Raw genomic sequence first — 19705 nt, forward strand, 5'->3', positions numbered from 1 at the left:
CTCGTCTCACTATCCGGTTGACGTTGGACCACAGGGTGGACGCGTGGCACGCTGGCCGTCATGGGTGCGCCCGCAACAAGGCTGCTGTTGGTCGCTCGTCGCTACCTGGATCTGCGACGAGTCTCCAGCGCACTGTGCCGTCTTACGGGCTGAACCCGCCGTCGCGTTCCGAACTGTCCAGTCGGCGCCGGGGACGCGCTGACTGCGAGACCTCCTGACTGGCCTCCGCGCGGCGTCGCCCCGAGTGCCTCGTCCACCACCACGGAGGTCGGGCCATGGTCCCCCCGACGGAAGCTCAAAGCCGTACCGAGCGCCGCGCCCCAGCCCGCAAGGGCAAGACGCGTGGTGAGGGCCAGTGGGCGCTCGGCTACCGCGAACCGCTGAACGCGAACGAGCGGTCCAAGAAGGACGACAACCCGCTCAACGTCCGCCACCGCATCGAGACGATCTACGCGCACGGCGGCTTCGACTCCATCGACCCCGCCGATCTGCGCGGACGTTTCCGCTGGTGGGGTCTCTACACCCAGCGTGCGGCCGGGATCCCCGGAGCCCGCACCGGCACGATCGAGCCGGAAGAGCTCGACGCCTCCTACTTCATGCTCCGGGTCCGCGTCGACGGCGGCGCGCTGACCACCGAGCAGCTGCGCGTCGTGGGTGAGATCTCGCAGACCTACGCCCGCGACACCGCGGACATCACCGACCGGCAGAACGTGCAGCTGCACTGGATCCGGGTCGAGGACATGCCGACGATCTGGCAGAAGCTGGAGTCGGTCGGCCTCTACACCACCGAGGCCTGCGGCGACTGCCCGCGAGTGCTGCTGGGCTCCCCGGTCGCGGGGGTCGCCGCGGACGAGATCATCGACGCCACCCCTGCGATCAAGGAGATCACCGAGCGCTACATCGGTGACAAGTCGCTGTCGAACCTGCCCCGCAAGTTCAAGACCGCGATCAGCGGCTCCCCGCGCTGGGACACCGTGCCGGAGATCAACGACATCTCGCTGGTCGGCGTGGAGCACCCGGAGCACGGCCCCGGTTTCGACCTGTGGGTCGGCGGCGGCCTGTCGACGAACCCGAAGCTGGCCGTGCGGCTGGGCGCCTGGGTTCCGATCGAGGAGGCCGCCGAGGTGTGGCACGCGGTGACCTCCCTGTTCCGCGACTACGGCTACCGCAGGCTGCGGCACCGGGCGCGGTTGAAGTTCCTCGTCGACGACTGGGGTGCGGAGAAGACGCGGCAGGTCATCGAGGACGAGTACCTCGGCCGCAAGCTGCTCGACGGCCCCGCGCCGGAGACGCCCGGCGGGCACCGCGACCACCTCGGGGTGAACCCGCAGCGCGACGGCAACTTCTACGTCGGCGTGAAGTCGCAGGCCGGTCGGGTCAGCGGCTCGACGCTGGTGGAGGTCGCGAAGGCCGCCGAGCGCGTCGGTTCCGCCAGGGTGCGCACGACGGTGGAGCAGAACCTGCTGGTGCTGGACGTGCCGCAGCAGCAGGTCGAGGGCCTGGTGGCGGACCTGGCCGAGCTGGGCCTGCACAGCACGCCGACGCCGTGGCGGCGCAACGTGATGGCCTGCACCGGCATCGAGTTCTGCAAGCTCGCGATCGTCGAGACGAAGCAGCGCGCCATCGACCTGATCAACGACCTGGAGCAGCGGCTGGAGGACATCCAGGGCGACGTCCAGGACCCGGTGACGATCAACCTCAACGGTTGCCCGAACGCCTGCGCCCGCACGCAGACCGCCGACATCGGCCTCAAGGGCCAGATGGTGCGCGATGACGAGGGCAACCAGGTCGAGGGCTTCCAGGTGCACCTCGGTGGCGGGCTCGGCCTCGACGCCGGGTTCGGCCGCAAGATCCGCGGGCACAAGGTGACCTCGACGGACCTCGGCGACTACGTGGAGCGCCTGGTGCGCAACTACCTCGCCCAGCGCGAGCAGGACGAGCGGTTCGCGCAGTGGGTGGGCCGCGCCGACGAGGACTCGCTCAAGTGAGCGCGGAAGGCGGCGCCGCCCCGGAAGGCCGGGCGGTGCCGTTCTACTGCCCCTACTGCGGCGACGAGGAACTGGTCCCGGAGGCGGAACCGGCGGGCGCCTGGAAATGCGCGGCCTGCCTGCGGGTGTTCACCGTACGGCTCGTCGGACTGGCGAGCGGCTGAGGAGACGGAGACTCATGACTGCCGAGACCACCACCGACATCCCCGCCACCGGCATCGGCGTGCGCCGCAGCGACGAGGAGCTGCGCGCGCTGGTCGACGAAGCCGCTCCCCGCCTGGCCGGGGCGAGCGCCGAGGAGGCGCTGCGCTGGGCCGCCGAGACCTTCGGCGACGGCTTGATCGTCGCCTCCAACATGCAGGACGCGGCGCTGGTCGACCTGGCGGCGAAGCAGCAGCCGGGTGTGGACGTCTTGTTCCTGGAGACCGGCTACCACTTCGCCGAGACCATCGGCACCCGCGACGCGGTGGCGCAGGTCTACGACGTGAACATCGTCAACGCGCAGGCCGAGCAGTCGGTGGCCGAGCAGGACGCGGCGGAGGGCCCGAAGCTGCACGACCGCGATCCGGGTCGCTGCTGCTTCCTGCGCAAGGTCGTGCCGCTGCGCGACACCCTGGCCCGCTACGAGGCCTGGGTGACCGGGGTGCGCCGGGTGGAGGCCCCGACGCGGGCGAACACGCCGATCGTGACCTGGGACGACCGCAACAACCTCGTCAAGATCAACCCGATCGCGGCGTGGAGCGACGACGAGATGAACGCCTACATCGAGCAGCACGGCGTGCTGGTGAACCCGCTGGTGCCCGCGGGTTTCCCGTCGATCGGCTGCGCGCCGTGCACGGCGAAGCCCGCGCCGGGCGCCGATCCGCGCAGCGGGCGCTGGGCGGGCACCTCGAAGACCGAATGCGGCCTGCACGGCTGATCAGAACGGAGTCTTCGCGGAGTGATTCGCGCAGCGGGTCAGGTAGCGGAACCTCAGCACTGGTCCGGCTGCGCGCGTGGTCACTGCTCAGCGGCTCCGCCGCTGACGAGCCACGGAACAACGACCGCTTTGCAAGGACTTGTTAGCACGCACACCCGGAGAGGATGGGTATGACCGCCGAGCCACAGCTCGACCTGCCGGAGGACCCGGTGTCCACGGGGGCACCGCCTCAGGTCGACAACCTCGACGCCCTGGAGTCCGAGGCCATCCACATCTTCCGCGAGGTGGCCGGGGAGTTCGACCGGCCGGTGATCCTGTTCTCCGGCGGCAAGGACTCGACGGTGCTGGCGCACCTGGCGATCAAGGCGTTCCGGCCGGCGGCGGTGCCGTTCCCGCTACTGCACGTGGACACCGGGCACAACTTCGACGAGGTCATCGCGTTCCGCGACCGGCTCGTCGCGAAGCACGACCTGCGGCTCGTGGTGGCCTCGGTACAGGACTACATCGACGACGGCAGGCTCACCGAGCGCCCCGACGGCATCCGCAACCCGCTGCAGACCACGCCGCTGCTGGACGGGATCACGGAGAACAAGTTCGACGCGGTCTTCGGCGGCGGTAGGCGCGACGAGGAGCGGGCGCGGGCGAAGGAGCGCATCTTCAGCCTGCGCAACGCCTTCGGCCAGTGGGACCCGCGCCGCCAGCGCCCGGAGCTGTGGAACCTCTACAACGGCAGGCACCGGCCCGGCGAGCACGTGCGGGTGTTCCCGCTGTCGAACTGGACGGAACTCGACATCTGGCGCTACATCCAGCGCGAGAAGATCGAACTGCCGGACATCTACTACGCGCACCGCCGCGAGGTGTACCAGCGCGACGGGATGTGGCTGACCTCGGGTCCGTGGGGCGGTGCCCGCGACGGCGAGACCGTCGAGGAGAAGATCGTCCGCTACCGCACCGTCGGCGACGGCTCCTGCACCGGCGCCGTGGAGTCCGAGGCGTACACCGTGGACGACGTGATCGCCGAGGTCGCCGCGAGCCGGCTCACCGAACGCGGCGCGACGCGGGCCGACGACCGGATGTCGGAGGCCGCGATGGAGGACCGCAAGCGGGAGGGCTACTTCTGATGACCGAGACCACGACCCGCACCGCACCGGATTCCGGTGCCGAAGTGGTGTTGCCGGTGCACACCGACCTGCTGCGGCTGGCCACGGCCGGTTCGGTCGACGACGGCAAGTCGACGCTGGTGGGCCGGTTGCTGCACGACACGAAGTCGGTGCTGGCCGACCAGCTGGACGCGGTGCACCGCGCCAGCGCGGACCGGGGCCTGCAGACACCGGACCTGTCGCTGCTGGTGGACGGCCTGCGCGCGGAGCGCGAGCAGGGCATCACGATCGACGTGGCCTACCGGTACTTCGCGACGCCGAAGCGGACGTTCGTGCTCGCCGACACCCCGGGGCACGTGCAGTACACCCGCAACACGGTGACCGGCGCGTCCACGGCGCAGCTGGCGATCCTGCTGGTGGACGCGCGCAAGGGCGTCATCGAGCAGACCCGCAGGCACGCGGCGGTGCTGGCGCTGCTGGGTGTGCCGCAGCTGGTGCTCGCCGTCAACAAGATCGACATGGTGGACTACGACGGCGCGATCTACGAGCGCATCGCCGCGGAGTTCACCGGGCACGCCCGCGCGCTCGGCTACGCCGACGACGCCGTGGTCACGATCCCGGTGTCGGCGCTGCACGGCGACAACGTGGTGGAGCGGTCGGAGCGCACTCCGTGGTACTCCGGGCCCGCGCTGCTGGAGCACTTGGAGACGGTGCCGGTCGCCCCGGACCCGTTCGACGCGCCGTTCCGGATGCCGGTGCAGTACGTGATCCGGCCGCGCACGGCCGAGCTCCCGGATTACCGCGGCTACGCGGGCCAGGTGTCGGCGGGCGTCATCGCGCAGGGCGACGAGGTCGTCGTGCTGCCCGCGGGCATCCGCACTCGCGTGTCCCAAGTGGACACTCCGGACGGGCCGGTGCCGCGCGCCGCGTCCGGGCGTTCGGTGACGTTGCTGCTGGAAGACGACGTGGACCTGTCCAGGGGCGATCTGATCGCCGCGGCGGACTCCGCGCCGCGGGTCACCGACGAGCTCGACGCCACCGTGTGCTGGCTGGCCGAGAAGCCGCTGCAGCCGGGCGCACGGGTGCTGGTCAAGCACGGCACCCGGACCGTGCAGGCCATGGTGACGGAGCTGTCCGCGCGCTTCGACGAACAGGAACTGGCCAGTGTGGACACTCCGGATTCGTTGCAGCTCAACGAGATCGGCCGCGTGCAGCTGCGCACCGCCGAACCGCTGCCGGTGGACGAGTACGCCGAGTCCCGGCGCACCGGCTCGTTCCTGGTGATCGATCCGGCGGACGGCACCACGCTGGCGGCCGGCCTGATCGGGTTGCCGCTGGCGCCGCTCGCGGCGGCCGTCGCGAGCTGACGCGGTGCGGCCCGCTCTGATCGCCGTCGCGCACGGCAGCCGGGATCCGCGCTCGGCGCGCACCGTCCACGCCCTGCTGGACGTGGTGCGCGCCGAGCGCCCGGACCTGGACGTGCGCGCGGCCTTCCTGGACCTGTCCGCGCCGCGGGTGGGCGATGTGCTCAGCGCGGTGCACGCCGACGGGCACCGCGAGGCGGTGATCGTGCCACTGCTGCTGGGCAGCGCCTTCCACGCGAAGGTCGACCTGCCAGCCGTCGTCGCCGAGGCGGGCGCGCGGCTGCCGGGGCTGCGGCTGCGCACCGCGGACGTGCTCGGCCCCGACCCGCTGCTGGAGGCCGCTGCGCTGGACCGGCTCGGCGAAACCGGTGTTACCACGGCTGATTCCGAACTCGGCGTGGTGCTCGCCGGGGTCGGCTCGGCGCACGCCCCGGCGAACCGGCTCGTCGCGCGGGTCGCCGAGCGGTGGCAGGAGCGGACCTCGTGGGCGGGCGCGGTCGCCGCGTTCGCGACCGCCGCCGAACCCGACGTTCCCGCCGCGATCTCCCGGTTGCGGGAGCGCGGTGCCCGCCGGATCGCAGTGGCGTTCTGGTTCCTCGCACCCGGCCTGCTCACCGACCGCGTCATCCACGCCGCACAGGCCCATGCCGTGGGGGATTCCCCGCTGATCGCCGCACCGATGGCCGACTCCCCCGCCGTCGCCGAGCTCGTCCTCACCCGCCACGCGCAGGCCCTGGACCGCGACGAGGACGCCACCGGCGTCGCGTGACCCGGCCACTCGCATGGCCGAATCGCCTGATTTCCGGTTCGGCGTTCGGCGCAGCGCGCGGCACCGAGCGGGGCAACGGATTGGGCCGTTCTTGCGGAATTCCGACAAGTTCGCCCAGGTGCGCAACCATCCGGGCAAGATGCGATCCGTGCGGCCCCGACATGGGCGCACCGACGCCCGGCGGCGGCCCGGTTACCCCGACTTCGGGTCGCCGCCGGGTGGCCCGGTTCGTCCGGCGCCGCCCGGTTCCTCACACCTCCGGCGGATATCACCCTCGCTGACGCAGGGTGTTTTTGTGGAACACTAAACTTCACCCCAAGTGGCCATGAGAGAGTGCGGATCAACTACGCGACGGTGGTGCGTCGCAGCGCAGCCGAGCGGTATCGCGGCGCGAAACCACACTTTCGGGTGAGTCAGGTGAACCTCGGCGGCAAGGATCAAGGTGCAACGACAAGTCGGGGGCGAGTGCGGGAGATGAACACCCAGCAGCCGAGCCGGCCGGTGATCACGCCGGCCATGCGCGAGCAGGCCGCCAAACAGCCGAACACCTGGCTGTACGTGGTGGATCCGATCTTCAGCGACCCGAACGCGGAAGTGCCGCCCTGGGGCTTCATCGGCGGCTACCGGGTCGATGAACGCGGCGAGCTCACCGACGACTTCTCCCCGAACCCGAACTACCGCCCCTCCCCGGTCGCGTTGCGGCTGCCCGCGCCGACCAACGACGTCGAGCGCGCGCTGCAGCTGACCACCACCGGCTACGCGCAGGCCCCCACCTTGCTGGCGGCGCTGCTGGACGCCGAGCTGATCCTGTTCGCGCAGCCGCAGGGCAGCGGCCTGTTCACCATGGACCACGACTCGGGCCGGCGGCAGCTGCAGCTGTTCACCTCGGAGGCCTACCTCCCGGCGAACTGGACGAGCTGGCAGCGCATGACCGGCAGGCAGCTCGTCGAGCGCAACCCCACCGGCATGGACCTGCAGATCAACCCGACGAGCCAGGTCAAAGCGCGCATCCCGGGCGAGGACCTGATCAAGTCCGCCGGTTCCCGCAGCGCCCCGTCCCCCGCGCCCGCGAACCCCGCACCGGACGTCACGCAGCCCGCGAAGGTGCCGACCACCGAGCAGCAGGCCCCGGACCCCATCACCAGCGACCGGGGGCAGCGCTTCCTCGGCAGCGTGCTGGCCGCCGCGGCGGGCGACGCGCTGGGCGCACCGATCGAGACGTACCCGGTGGAGCAGATCCGCAGCCGCTTCGGCGAACGCGGCGTCACCGACTACGAGCGCGGCGGCGACCACCCCGGCGAGTTCACCGACGACACGCAGCTGATCCTGTTCACGCTGGAAGGCCTCATCCGCGGGCACGTCGCGGCTCGCGGCGGTGCCACCGGCGGCCCGCTGCCCGCCGTCCAGCTCGGCTACCAGCGCTGGCTGCACACCCAGGGCCACGCCTGGTCGCGGGCCGCGGGACCGTTCGCCGAGCGCCACCCGGAGCCCGACGGCTGGCTCATCGCCGAGCGCGACCTGTTCGCCGTGCGGTCCCCGAACAGCGAGTGCATCACCGCGCTGCGCGAGTTCGCCTCCATCGGCGCGCCGGGCACGTTCCAGCGCCCCATCAACGACTCCGACGACAACACCGGCGTGGTGCGCGCGGCGCCGTTCGCGCTGTGGTCCGAGGACCCGCGCGAGGTGTTCCGGCTCGCCGCGGCCGGGGCCGCGCTGACCTGCTCGAAGCCCAGCGGCTACCTGCCCGCCGGGGTGCTCGCGGTGCTGGTGCACGGCCTGCTGGGCGGCGCGCCGCTGCCGGACGCGCTGAGCGCGGCCCGCGACCTGCTGGTCGAGTGCGACGGGCACCAGCAGACCGAGCGGTTGCTGCTGGTCGCCGAGGACCTCGCCGCGCAGGGCGCGCCGACCGCGGAGCAGATCAAGGACCTGCTGGGCGGCGGCTGGACGGGCCACGAGGCCTTGGCCATCGCCGTGTGCGCGGCGCTGAGCAACGACGGCATCGGCCCGGCCGTGATGGCCGCGGTGAACCACTCCGGCGACAGCGACTCGACGGGCGCGATCTGCGGTGCGATCGTCGGCGCCCGCGAAGGCGTGTCCGCGATGCCGGGCGTGTGGCTGCGCGATCTCAAGCAGCGGGAGACGATCGAGAAGCTGACCACCGACGCGCTGGTGGAGTTCGGTCCGCAACCGCGCACCGACGAGACCTGGTCGCAGCGCTACCCCGCCGAGCGGGACCTCATCGACCTGGACTTCGACTCCGAGCTGCCGCGCACCGTGCGGAACAACGCCGTGGCGCGGACCTCGGAGCAGCCCGCGGTCCGGGAGCCGGACGACGCGAAGGCCACCGGTTCGGCGAGCGGCGAGCAGGCCGCGACACCCGCTGCCGCGAAGGCGGACGCGGGCAACGACACCGCCACGACGAGCGCGCCGGAGACCGCCGGGAAGCCCGATCCGGTGGCGCGGTTCCCGATTCCGGCGGGCGATTCCGCCGGGAAGACCGAGGCCGCGAAGGGTTCCGCCGACGCCACCGGCGGTTCGACGCCGGCGAAGCAGGACGAGTCCGCATCGGTCGCGCAGTCCACTTCGGACTCGGCGGCCGAGCTGGCGCCCGGCGGCCGGACCGCTGCCGCCGTCCCGGCGGACCGGCCCGAGGAATCCGCCGCACCCGCTCCCGCCGAGGAAGCGGCGTCCGCGGACGAGCCCGCGGTGGCGCAGCAGACCGCGAAGGCCGAAGAAGAACCCTCGGCTCTGGCCGAGGAGAAGGCCGCGGCGGACGACGAGGCGGCGCAGGCTCCCGCCGACGCCGAGCAGTCCGCCACCCCGCCGCTGCCCACCATGGGCTCCTGGCCCACTTCCTCCCCGGCGAACGGCGAAACCGCCCCGCCGCAGGAGAAAACCCAGACCGCACCGGCGACGAAGCAACCGGTGGCCAGCCCGGCGACGGCCCAGCCCTCCTACAGCGGCCCCACCCGCACCCTCAGCGAGCCCGCGACCGAACGCGGCGCCCGCATCCTCGGCTGCCTGCTCGGTGGCGCGGTCGGCGACGCCCTCGGCTACCCCGTCGAGGACGACTCGATCGAGGCCATCCGCGCCAAGCACGGTGCCGCTGGCGTGGTCGACTTCGTCGACGCGCACCGCCCCGGCGGCTCGATCAGCGACGACACGCAGCTGACCCTGTTCACCACCGACGGCCTGATCCGCGCCTCGATCCGCCGCAGGCTCTACGACGAGACCGATCCGGCGCCGCAGGTCCAGCACGCCTACCAGCGCTGGCTGCACACCCAGGGCTTCGACTGGAAGGAAGCGGGCGGCCCGATCGCCTCCGCGCCGCCGGACGGCTGGCTGATCCGGGAGAAGGGCCTGTTCGTGCGCCGCGCGCCGGGCGCCACCTGCGTGCAGGCCTTGCACGCCTACGCCACCAGCGGCCGGCTTGGCACCCTCACGAACCGGATCAACGACTCCAAGGGCTGCGGCGGCGTGATGCGCGCGGCACCGGCCGGTTTCTGGTCGGCGGACCCCACCGAGACGTTCCGGGTGGGTGCGGCGACCGCCGCGCTGACCCACGGTCACCCGAGCGGGTTCCTGCCCGCCGGGGCGTTGGCGGTGATCGTGGCGCAGCTGCTGAGCGGCCGTTCGCTGCCGGAGGGCGTGGATCGGGCGCTCACCGAGCTGTCCGGCTGGGAAGGTCACGAGGAGACCACGAGCGCGCTGCGCCGGGCGATCGAACTCGCCACCGAGGGCACCCCCACCCCGGAGCAGATCCAGCACCGGCTCGGTGAGGGCCGGGTCGGCGAGCAGGCTCTGGCCATCGCGGTGTGCGCCGCGCTCGCCCGGCCATCGTCCTACGCCGACGCCGTGGTGCTGGCCGCGAACCACTCCGGCGACAGCGACGCCACCGCCTCGATCTGCGGGAACATCATGGGCGCCGCGCACACCGCGAGCGCCGTCCCGCACGCGTGGCGGCAGCGGGTGGAGCTGGGCGAGGTCATCGAGCAGCTCGCGCGGGACGCGACGGAGGAGTTCGGGCAGCACCCGCCCTCGGTTCCGGAGTGGCTGCGCCGCTACCCCGCGGGCAGCGCGCCGACGGCGAAGGCGGCGACCGCGCCGCGCAAGCCCGAGCGCCCCGCCGAGCCGAAGCAGCGGACGGCGGTGCCGGAGACCGCGGCGGAGACCACCGCGGTGATCGCCCCGATCCCGGCCATCACCGACGACGAACCCGCGACTCCCCCGGCGCCCGCGACTCCTGCGGCCTCCAAGGCTCCCGCGGCGCCCGAGTCTCCGGCCACGCCGGAGGTTCCTGCGGCTGCGAAGACTCCGACCACGCCGGAAGTTCCTGCGGCGGCGAAGACTCCCGCCACGCCGGAAGCCCCGGCCACGCCGAAGACTCCCGTCACCCCGGAAGCCCCCGCTGCGGCGGAGTCCCCTGCACCGGCCGAGAACGCTGCCGCGGCCGAGGCTCCCGCGGACGAGGAGGCCGGTGACGGCCTCAACGACGAGGAGCTGCGGCTGCTCGCCGCGTGGCGCAAGTTCCGCGACGGCGAGGACGACACCCCCAACGACCTCTCCGAAGGCCTGCACAAGCTGCTCCAGGAGGCGTTCGGCGCGGAACGCGCCGCGCAGCTGGTGGCCGCGGGCGAAGGCGAGGGCGAGCTCGCCGAGGAGGTCCCGGCGGCGCTGGACCGGCTGGACCGGCTCGCCGGGTGCGCCCTGGGCGTGCTCGCGGGCGACGCGCTGGGCGCGCCGTGGACGTTCCTGTCCCAGCGTGCGATCCTGCGCCGCAATCCGGACGGGGTCCGCGAACCGGCCGAGTACCTCGGCGGCCGTGGCCGGTCCACCGCGGTGGGCCAGCAGTCGGTCTTCGTGCTGGACGGCCTGCTCCGCTCCACCGTCCACAAGGGACTTAACCGGCCCGGCACCTCGCCGGTGGACCTGGTCCGCGGCACCCTGCAGCACTGGGTGCTCACCCAGGGCGCGCCGATCGAGCCCGCCGTGCGGCCCGCCGCGCTCGCCGAGCAGTCCGCGCTGCGCGTGCAGCGCTTCCCCGACGAGGCCACCCTCACCGCGCTCGCCGGGTGGGACGGCGAGAGCGCCGCCCCCACGCCGAGCACCCCGCCGAACCAGGCCACCGGTGCCGCCGCCGCGGCGCGGGGCGCCGTGGTCGGACTGCACGCCGACACGCCCGGCGCGGCCGTCGAACTGGGCATCACCATCGGAGTGCTCACCCACGGCCACCCGGACGGCTACCTCCCGGCGGCAGCGGTCGCCGCGATGGTCGCCGCGCTGCGCGACGGCCAGACCTTGGCCGAGAGCGTGCACACCACGCTCAACGAGCTGAAGGCATGGGAAGGCAACGAGAACACGATCCGCTCGCTGCGCGACGCGCTCGAACTGGCCGAGCACGGCCCGGTTCCGGTGCCCGCGCTGGAGAAGCTCGGCGCGGGACGGCACGCCCCGGCCGCCCTCGGCGTCGCGGTGGCCGCGGCCCTGACGCACCCCGACTCGTTCTCGGACGCCGTCGCGCTGGCCGCGACGCACTCCGGCGACTCCGCCGCCACCGCGGCGCTCTGCGGCGGCCTGCTCGGAGCGGCGCGCGGAGCGGCGGGGATCCCGCCGGAGTGGCTCGATCAGCTGGAACTGCACGACCAGGTGGAGCAGCTGATCGCGGACGCACGCCGCGCCGAGACCGATCTCGTCCCGGACGGCACGGCACCGGACTGGGCCAAGCGGTACGCGGGATGAGAGCCCCTCCTCGAACTCCGGTGCGTGCTCGGGGTTCGTGGTCTCAGCGGCGAAGCCGCTGAGCAGCGACCGCTCGACCAACCGGCACCGCCGCGGGTTCCCCGCGGCCTCCTCGCGAGGACAGCGATTTCGCCGTGCGTCGGACGGGCATCGGAAATCGATCCCGCCGCGAGAGGGCCGCTGAGGTTCCGCCACCCGACCCGCCACGCAGAACAAGATCGAAGACAGGCAGTAACGTTGCACGGGTGACGGACGCGAGGGCCTCCGACGGGCTCACCGAGGCGGAACGGGCGTTGCTGGCGGCATACCGGGAGCGGCGCCGTTCGGCGACGCCGGATTCGGCGACCGCGCGCTCGGGTGCCGCCGAGGGCGCGGGATCCGACGCGACCGGCCCGGACGCCTCGTCCGCCGCGGCTTCGGCGGAGCCCGCCGACGCCGACGAGCGGCTGCTGCTGGAGAAGTGGCGTTCGTGGCGGGACCGCCCGCTGACCCGGCCGCCGTGGTTCGCGGCGCTGCGCCAGCGCATCGGCACCGATCCGGCGCCGCCGGTCCCCGCGACCGGCCTCGCCGACGACTCCGGCTACCGGGCGGACGCCGCGAGCCGGTTCGCCGGGATGCTGCTGGGCGCCGCCTGCGCCGAGTTCACCGTCGCGGGCCGCATCGGCGAACGCACCACGTCCGCGCTGTTCGCGCTGGAAGGCGTGATCCGCGCGCACACGGCGCTGCGCGTGCACGGCGCGGCCGACGTCCCCACATCCGTCCTCAATGGACTCCAGCGGTGGCTGCACACCCGCGGGCTCCCCTGGCAGGACTGCGTCGCCGATCCGGCGGAGGAACCGGACGGCTGGCTGGTCGACCGGCCCGAGCTGCGCGCCGACTCGGTGGACGACCCGGCGCTGCTCACCGCGCTGACCAGGATCGCCGCCGGTGGCAGGGCCTCCGCGCACGCGTCCGGCGCATCGGGCGTGCCGCTGGGCGCCGTGGCGGCGCTGTGGTCCGGCACCGACGTGTTCGGCCCCGCCAAGGACATCGCCGCGCTATCGCACGGCCACCCGGACGGGCACCGCCCCGCCGGAGTGCTCGGCGTCGCGATCTCCTTGCTGCTGCGCGGAATTCCGCTGCACGAGAGCCTGTCGCGAGCGGTCGCGTCCTGGGAACCCGCCGACTCCCGGCCCGCGCTGCTGGACCGCGCGCTGCGCCTCGGATCGACCAGCCCGGTCGGTTTCGCCCCCGGCGCCGCCCAGCTCGACGCGATGGGCGCGGGCCGCACCGGAACCGAGGCGCTCGCCGTGGCGTTGCGCGTCGCCGCCGCCTGCCCCGACGACTTCGCCACCGCCGTCGCCGCCGCGGCCGACCACGGCGGCGACACCCGGACCACGGCCGTGCTGTGCGGCCAATTGCTCGGAGCCGCCCACGGGCCCGCCGTGATTCCCCTACCGTGGGCCGAGAAACCCGCCGCGCTCGCGGTGCTGGAACGGCTCGCCGAGGACGCCGCCACCGAATTCGGTCCCTACCCGGACGAATCCGCCGAGTGGCTCCATCGGTACCCCGTCGGCGCCCCTGCGCACGCCCCCGACCGGAGAAGGAGCCTGCACGCCGTGCCCAGACTCGCCGCCTCCAGGGACCGCTTCCTCGGCGCGGTGCTGGGATGCGCCATCGGTGAAGCGCTCGGCACGCCCATCGCGGGCAGCGGCTGGGACGACATCCAGGACCGGCACGGGCCGCAGGGCCTGCGCAACTACGTGCCCGCCGGGCACCCGGCGGGACGGCTCGGCAGCGACACCCAGCTGCTGCTGTTCTCGCTGGAAGGCACCATCCGCGCGGGGGTGAGCCGCCGCACCGGTGAGGTCGCCGACCCGTCCCGGCACATCCAGCACGCCTACCAGCGCTGGCTGCACACCCAGCACCTCAGCTGGGGACGCGCGGCGGGCGAATTTCTCAAGCACACCCCCGCCCCCGACGGCTGGCTGGTCGGGCACCGCGCCCTTTACCAGACCCGGAATCCGGGCCGCACCATGATGCGCACGCTCATCGCGTTCGCCAAGGGCCAGCAGCCGATGGGCACCCCGGACCACCCGATCAGCGACTCGCAGGGCAGCACGGCGGTGATGCGGGCCGTCCCGGCGGCGTTATGGAGCGACGACCCGGCCGAGGTGTTCCGCGTCGGGCAGAACACAGCCGCGCTCACCCACGGCGACCCCGTCGCCTACCTCAGCGCGGGCACGCTCGCGTTCCTGGTGTCCCGGCTGCTCACCGGCTGCGACCTCGCCACGGCCGTCGACGAGGCGCTGGACGAGCTCAGCGGGCACCGCGGCCAGCAGGAGGTCTCCCGCAAGGTCGCCGCGGCGGTGCGCTACGCCGCTTCCGCCGAGACCACGCCCACCCACCTGGAAACCGGCATCGGCAACGGATGGAGCGCCGCCGACGCTCTCGGCATCGGCCTGTACGCCGCGCTGGTGGCCGACGGCGACATCGACGTCGCGCTGCCCCTGGCGGTCAACCACTCCGGCAACTCCGCCACCACCGGCGCCGTCTGCGGCAGCCTCGTCGGCGCGCAGGCGGGCGCGGCGAAGATCCCGGACCGCTGGCGCACCGAACTCGAACTGCACGACGTGATCGAACAGCTCGCCCACGACGCGAGCCTGGAGTTCGGCCCGCACCCGCCGGACACCGACGACTGGACGACGCGCTACCCGCCGACGTGACGTTCCGGTCCTGGCTCCGAGCCCACCGGTGCGGCTAACGTGCGGCGCATGGGCGAAGAACTCGTGCACCGCACCGTCGACGCGGGCATCGCGACGATCACGCTGGACTCCCCGCACAACCGCAACGCGCTGTCCGCGCGGTTGCGCCGCGAACTGCGCGATCACCTGGCCGCGGCGCTGGCCGAGGAATCGGTGCGGGTCGTCGTGCTCGCCCACACCGGCCCGGTGTTCTGCGCCGGGATGGACCTCAAGGAGTCCCGGTCCGCCGACGCGGACCGGCAAGGGGTGCGGGAACTGCCCGAGCTGCTCGAAACGCTGTGGACCAGCCCGAAACCGGTCATCGCGAAGCTGGCGGGGCCGGCGCGGGCCGGTGGTGTCGGCATCGTCGCGGCCTGCGACCTCGCCGTGGCGGCCGACACCGCGACGTTCGGCTTCTCCGAGGTCCGCATCGGTGTGGTGCCCGCGGTCATCTCGCTGACCGTGCTGCCCCGGCTGCAGCCGCGCGCCGCTCACGAGTTGTTCCTGACCGGGGAGAACTTCGACGCGACTCGCGCCGTCGAGATCGGCCTGCTCAACTCCGCGGTCCCCGCCGAGTCGCTGGACGCGGAGGTCGCCCGCTACACCGACATGCTCACCCGTGGCGCCCCGAACGCGCTGGCCGCCACCAAGGAACTGCTCCGACGCCCCCGCGCGGCCACCATCGGTGATGACTTCGACGCCGTCCTGGAGCTCTCCGCGAGCCACTTCGCCTCCGAAGAGGGCCAGGAAGGCATCCGCGCCTTCACCGAGAAGCGCCCGGCCTCCTGGATCCCTCGGCGCCCGGAGTGATCGTCCCGGGAGGGCTCGTCAGTCGCGGGTGAGGACCGAAGCGAAGCCGCGCCCGCAGATGGTGTTGCTGGCGGCGTCCTGCAGCACCGTGTTGATCTTCGCGTAGGCCTTCGGGTCGTGCTCCGCGAGGTTCTGCGCCCCGGACCAGATGAGCACGTGCTCGCCTTCCGGCAACCAGGACAGGTCGGTCAGGCAGTCGTAGAGCGCGTCCAGGTTGCGCCCGGCCCACTCGGGGAACGAGAGCACCGCCGCGATGCCGTCCAGCGCGGTCCGCTTGCTGATCAGATCGCTGCCGTCGAGCACGTGCACGGACGCGCCGCGCCGCTCGGCGTCCTCAGCCGCCGTCTTCGCGCTCACGCCAGGCTGCTCCAGCTTGCCCACCGCCGGCTCCTTCCGGATTACCTGAGGCTTTTTCGTCGCAAACATCCCACTCAACCACACACGTCAACAACCGGGAACAGGTGTTGTTCACCGCAATGCCGAGGCGATGCGCCACGGTCCGGAGCCCGCACGGTCACGCGAGCGACGCGGACGGCCCGAGAGGGGCGAACGCTCGCCACGGCACCGCCGACACCGTTGAATCCGGCAGAACGGGCACAGCCTGCCACACCAGGGTGCCCCCGCCGTCAACCGGCGTCGCGGAACGATGCCCCGTCGTGCCCTGCTGGACGAACCAGCCGATGACGACCAGTGCGATCAGGCCGACCAGCGCGATGGTGATGCGCTTGCGCGAACTCATCCTGCTCACGACACGTCCGTTCCGCGCGGGGTCCGCACCGGCGGTTCGGCGTCGCGCACTCGAGTCAGCTTCGCGCCGATCCCATCGATGGCCCGGTCGAGGAAACGCGCCAGGTACCAGCACACCGGCAGCAGCACGACCAGGACCAAGGTCACCAGCAGCGGGTACCACAGCTGCACGAGCCACAGCTCGACGCCGTCCCACCACTCGAACAGCCAGTCCATCACGAGGCGCCAGCGTACGCCCGGACCTTCCGGCCCTCATCCCGCCCCGGTCGCGGCACGGCGTCCGGGCCGTGCCGCGCGGCGGTGGCGGTCACGGGGTGCCGGTGGCCTCGGGGGACGGTTCCGCCGACCGCTCCGAGTGCTCCCGGATGGAGCGGATGATGGCGCCGAAGTCGTACCCGCCGCCGCCTTCCTCGTTGAACCGCTGGTACAGCTCCGTGGCCAGCCGTCCGATCGACGCGTCGGTGCCGCTCTGCCGCGCCGCCGACTCCGCCAGCTTCAGGTCCTTGAGCATCAGGGCCGCCGAGAAGCCCGGCTCGTAGTCGTGGTTGGCGCGGCTGGTCTCCACCAGGTCCGGCACCGGGCAGTTCGTGGTCAGCGCCCAGCACTGGCCGGTGGAGATCGACGCCACGTCGTAGAGCGCCTGGTTGCTCAGGCCCAGCCGCTCGCCCAGCACGAAGGCCTCGCCGACCGCGACCATCGAGGCCCCGAGGATGAGGTTGTTGCACATCTTGGTGACCTGGCCGTTGCCCGGACCGCCGCAGTGGATCACCTTGCGGGCCATGGGCTCCAGCAGCGGCTCCGCGCGCTGGAAGTGCTCCTCGGCACCGCCGACCATGAACGTGAGGGTGCCCGCCTCGGCGCCCGCCGTGCCGCCGGAGACCGGCGCGTCCAGCGAGCCGAAGCCCTCCGCCTCGGCCAGCTCGTGCGCGGCCCTGGCGTCGGCGACGTCGACCGTCGAGGAGTCGACGAGCAGCGCACCCGGCTCCGCCGCGGGCAGCACCTGCTCGTAGCAGTCCAGCAGGTGCTTGCCGCTGGGCAGCATCGTGATCACCGCTTCGGCGCCGGCCACGGCCTCGGCGGCCGAGGCGGCCACGGTCACCCCGCTCGCCCGCGCCGCGTCCAGCGCCGCGGGGACCAGGTCGAACCCGCGCACGGTGTGCCCGGCCCTGACCAGGTTCGCCGACATCGGGCCGCCCATGTGGCCCAGCCCGATGAAACCGATGACAGCCATTGTCATGTTCCCTTCTGCGGGTGCGGTGATTCGATCCGGGCGCGCGGCCCGGGTGCTCAGCCGGACAGGCCCAGTTCGTCCGCGCCGAGCGAGGCGAAGAACCGCTGCACCTGGTCCTCGCCCACGTCGTCCAGCCGGTTCGGCGACCACTTCGGGTCGCGGTCCTTGTCGACCAGGGTGGCGCGCACGCCCTCCACGAAGTCGCCCGCGGTGAGGCAGCGCAGCGCGATCCGGAACTCCTGGTCGAGCGCGATCTCCAGCGTCTCGGGGCGGCTGCGCAAGGCGCGCAGCGTCAGCTTCAGCGAGGTCGGGGACTTCACCTCGATCGCGTCCGCGGCCTTCGCCGCGGCCTCCTCCGGCCGGGCGCGCAGCCGCGCGAGGATCTCCGCCACGTCGTCGCCCGCGTAGGCGGCGTCGATCCACTCCCGCTGCGCCGCCACCGGGGACTCCGGCGCGGGCTCGGCGAACCTGGCCAGCGCCGCGTCCGCGTCCCCCGCGGTCAGGGCCTTGACGAGGTCGTCGATGCGGTCGCTGGGCAGGTAGTGGTCGGCCAGTCCCAGCGCCACCGCGTCCGCGCCGCCGACGGGCGCCCCGGTCAGCGCCAGATGCGTGCCGAGCTCGCCGGGGGTCTGCGAGAGCAGGAACGTGCCGCCGACGTCGGGCACGAAGCCGATGCCGACCTCCGGCATGCCGATCTTCGTCCGTTCCGTCACGACCCGGTGCGAGCCGTGCGCGGAGATGCCGACCCCGCCGCCCATGCAGACGCCGTCCATCAGCCCCACCACCGGCTTCGGGTAGTGCGCCAGCATCGTGTTGAGCCGGTACTCCTCGCTCCAGAACGCCTTCGGCAGCGAGTCGTCCTGCGCCTTCGCGGCGTCGTAGAGCGCCCGGATGTCGCCGCCCGCGCACAGGCCGCGTTCGCCGGCGCCCTCGATGAGCACCGCGCGTACCTGGTCGTCGGAGCTCCACTGCAGCAGGGCCGTGGTGATCGCCCGGACCATCTCCAGGGTCAGCGAGTTGATCGCTTTGGGGCGGTTGAGCGTGATGCGTCCGAGCGCGCCCTCGACGCTGAGCAGAACCTGCTCCGGGGCGGGTGTTGTCATGATGCCGACTCCAGCAGTCCACGGGAAATGATCAGTCGCATGATCTCGTTCGTGCCCTCGAGGATCTGGTGCACGCGCAGGTCGCGCACGATCTTCTCCAGGCCGTACTCGGCAAGGTATCCGTATCCACCGTGGATCTGAAGCGCCTCGTTCGCCACGGTGAAGCCCACGTCGGTGGCCAGCCGCTTGGCCATCGCGCACAGCCTCGTCGCGTCCCCGTCGCGGGAGTCCAGCGCCCACGCGGCGCGCCACAGCAGCATCCGCGCGGCCTCCAGCTCGGTGGCCATGTCGGCGAGCTTGAACTGCAGCACCTGGAACTCGCTGAGCTTCGAGCCGAAGGCGCTGCGTTCCCGCACGTAGCCGAGGCTCTGGTCCAACGCGGCCCGCGCACCGCCCAGCGAGCAGGAGGCGATGCTGAGCCTGCCGCCGTCCAGCCCGGCCATGGCGATCTTGAACCCGATCCCCTCGGGACCGAGGCGCTGGCTCTCCGGAATCCGCACGCCGTCGAGGATCACCTGGCGGGTGGGCTGCGCGTTCCAGCCCATCTTCTTCTCGTTCGGCCCGAACGAGAGCCCCTCGGCGCCGCCTTCGACGATGAACGTGGAAATGCCCTTCGAACCGCTCTCGCCGGTCCGCGCCATCACCACGTACACGTCGGAGCTGCCACCGCCGGAGATGAACTGCTTCACCCCGGTCAGCACGTAGTCGTCCCCGTCGCGCACCGCGCGGGTCTGCAACGCCGCCGCGTCCGACCCGGCCTCGGGTTCGGTGAGGCAGTAGCTGGCGCGGGCCTCCAGCGAGCACAGCGACGGCAGCCAGCGCGTCCGCTGCTCGGCGTCGCCGAAGCGGTCGATCATGCCCGCGACCATGTTGTGGATCGACAGGTACGCCGCCACCGAGGGATCACCGGAGGCCAGCGCCTCGAAGATGAGCACCGACTCGAACCGGCTCAGCCCGGTGCCGCCGTAGGCCTCGTCGACGTAGATGCCGCCGATGCCGAGCTCACCGGCGGCCCGCAGCACGTCGACCGGGAAGTGCTTGTCCTGGTCCCACTGCACCGCGTGCGGCGCGAGCTGCTCGACCGCGAACTCGCGGGCGAGCTGCTGGATCGCCCGCTGGTCCTCGGTCAGTGCGAACGGCGACACCGCGCCGGAAGGTCCGGAAACCGCTGCTACCGACACGTTCACTCCTCAACTTCGAGTTTCCGGGCAG

The 19705-nt window shown here is 72.6% G+C and carries 16 protein-coding genes; 10 read left to right on the forward strand and 6 right to left on the reverse strand.

What is annotated here, in order from left to right; all coding sequences use genetic code 11:
* Positions 1 to 60: 60 nt before the first annotated feature.
* The 10 genes from OOZ19_RS30165 to OOZ19_RS15330 all read left to right on the forward strand — a co-directional run bounded on the left by OOZ19_RS30165 (position 61) and on the right by OOZ19_RS15330 (position 15412).
* Positions 61 to 153 carry a putative leader peptide gene (locus OOZ19_RS30165; protein WP_416309439.1) on the forward strand — a complete coding sequence of 31 codons (93 nt, stop codon included), beginning with the start codon at positions 61 to 63 and terminating at the stop codon, positions 151 to 153.
* 122 nt (positions 154 to 275) lie between these two features.
* Positions 276 to 1988, forward strand: coding sequence for a nitrite/sulfite reductase (locus tag OOZ19_RS15290; protein WP_266090765.1), 1713 nt, complete (start codon positions 276 to 278; stop codon positions 1986 to 1988).
* A complete protein-coding gene (locus OOZ19_RS15295) occupies positions 1985 to 2152 on the forward strand; it encodes a hypothetical protein (RefSeq protein WP_266090766.1) in 168 nt (55 codons plus the stop codon). Before OOZ19_RS15290 ends, OOZ19_RS15295 begins: the two co-directional genes overlap by 4 nt.
* A gap of 14 nt (positions 2153 to 2166) precedes the next feature.
* Positions 2167 to 2907, forward strand: a complete 741-nt coding sequence (locus OOZ19_RS15300) for a phosphoadenylyl-sulfate reductase (protein ID WP_266090767.1) — start codon at positions 2167 to 2169, stop codon at positions 2905 to 2907.
* Between the two features lie 170 nt (positions 2908 to 3077).
* Entirely contained in the window at positions 3078 to 4028 is a 951-nt protein-coding gene (cysD, locus tag OOZ19_RS15305) for a sulfate adenylyltransferase subunit CysD (RefSeq protein WP_266090768.1), read from the forward strand.
* Entirely contained in the window at positions 4028 to 5374 is a 1347-nt protein-coding gene (locus OOZ19_RS15310; protein WP_266090769.1) for a sulfate adenylyltransferase subunit 1, read from the forward strand. The genes cysD and OOZ19_RS15310 overlap by 1 nt, the downstream gene beginning before the upstream one ends.
* Positions 5375 to 5378: 4 nt before the next feature.
* On the forward strand, positions 5379 to 6140 hold the full coding sequence (locus OOZ19_RS15315) for a sirohydrochlorin chelatase (RefSeq protein WP_266090770.1): 762 nt from the start codon (positions 5379 to 5381) through the stop codon (positions 6138 to 6140).
* 474 nt (positions 6141 to 6614) lie between these two features.
* Positions 6615 to 11879: a type VII secretion system-associated protein gene (locus OOZ19_RS15320; protein ID WP_266090771.1), complete on the forward strand. Its 5265-nt coding sequence runs from the start codon at positions 6615 to 6617 to the stop codon at positions 11877 to 11879.
* A 245-nt stretch (positions 11880 to 12124) separates the two neighbouring features.
* On the forward strand, positions 12125 to 14584 hold the full coding sequence (locus OOZ19_RS15325) for an ADP-ribosylglycohydrolase family protein (protein WP_266090772.1): 2460 nt from the start codon (positions 12125 to 12127) through the stop codon (positions 14582 to 14584).
* A gap of 48 nt (positions 14585 to 14632) precedes the next feature.
* The gene (locus OOZ19_RS15330) at positions 14633 to 15412 is read left to right on the forward strand and encodes an enoyl-CoA hydratase-related protein (RefSeq protein ID WP_266090773.1); all 780 of its coding nucleotides are present in this window, start codon (positions 14633 to 14635) and stop codon (positions 15410 to 15412) included.
* Positions 15413 to 15430: 18 nt separating this feature from the next.
* Here OOZ19_RS15330 and OOZ19_RS15335 read toward each other — a convergent pair whose 3' ends face one another.
* The 6 genes from OOZ19_RS15335 to OOZ19_RS15360 form a co-directional block, all read right to left on the reverse strand.
* On the reverse strand, positions 15431 to 15793 hold the full coding sequence (locus OOZ19_RS15335) for a barstar family protein (RefSeq protein ID WP_266090774.1): 363 nt from the start codon (positions 15791 to 15793) through the stop codon (positions 15431 to 15433).
* A 133-nt stretch (positions 15794 to 15926) separates the two neighbouring features.
* Entirely contained in the window at positions 15927 to 16160 is a 234-nt protein-coding gene (locus tag OOZ19_RS15340) for a hypothetical protein (protein WP_266090775.1), read from the reverse strand.
* Complete coding sequence (locus OOZ19_RS15345) at positions 16157 to 16375, reverse strand: hypothetical protein (RefSeq protein WP_266090867.1); 219 nt, start codon at positions 16373 to 16375, stop codon at positions 16157 to 16159. The genes OOZ19_RS15340 and OOZ19_RS15345 overlap by 4 nt, the downstream gene beginning before the upstream one ends.
* 91 nt (positions 16376 to 16466) lie before the next feature.
* Positions 16467 to 17390, reverse strand: coding sequence for a 3-hydroxyisobutyrate dehydrogenase (gene mmsB / locus OOZ19_RS15350; protein ID WP_266090776.1), 924 nt, complete (start codon positions 17388 to 17390; stop codon positions 16467 to 16469).
* A gap of 56 nt (positions 17391 to 17446) precedes the next feature.
* Positions 17447 to 18493, reverse strand: a complete 1047-nt coding sequence (locus tag OOZ19_RS15355; protein ID WP_266090777.1) for an enoyl-CoA hydratase/isomerase family protein — start codon at positions 18491 to 18493, stop codon at positions 17447 to 17449.
* Positions 18490 to 19674, reverse strand: a complete 1185-nt coding sequence (locus OOZ19_RS15360) for an acyl-CoA dehydrogenase family protein (RefSeq protein WP_266090778.1) — start codon at positions 19672 to 19674, stop codon at positions 18490 to 18492. Before OOZ19_RS15360 ends, OOZ19_RS15355 begins: the two co-directional genes overlap by 4 nt.
* Between the last annotated feature and the right edge of the window lie 31 nt (positions 19675 to 19705).

Origin of the sequence: Saccharopolyspora sp. NFXS83 (assembly GCF_026241095.1) — a bacterium.
Lineage (GTDB): Bacteria > Actinomycetota > Actinomycetes > Mycobacteriales > Pseudonocardiaceae > Saccharopolyspora_C.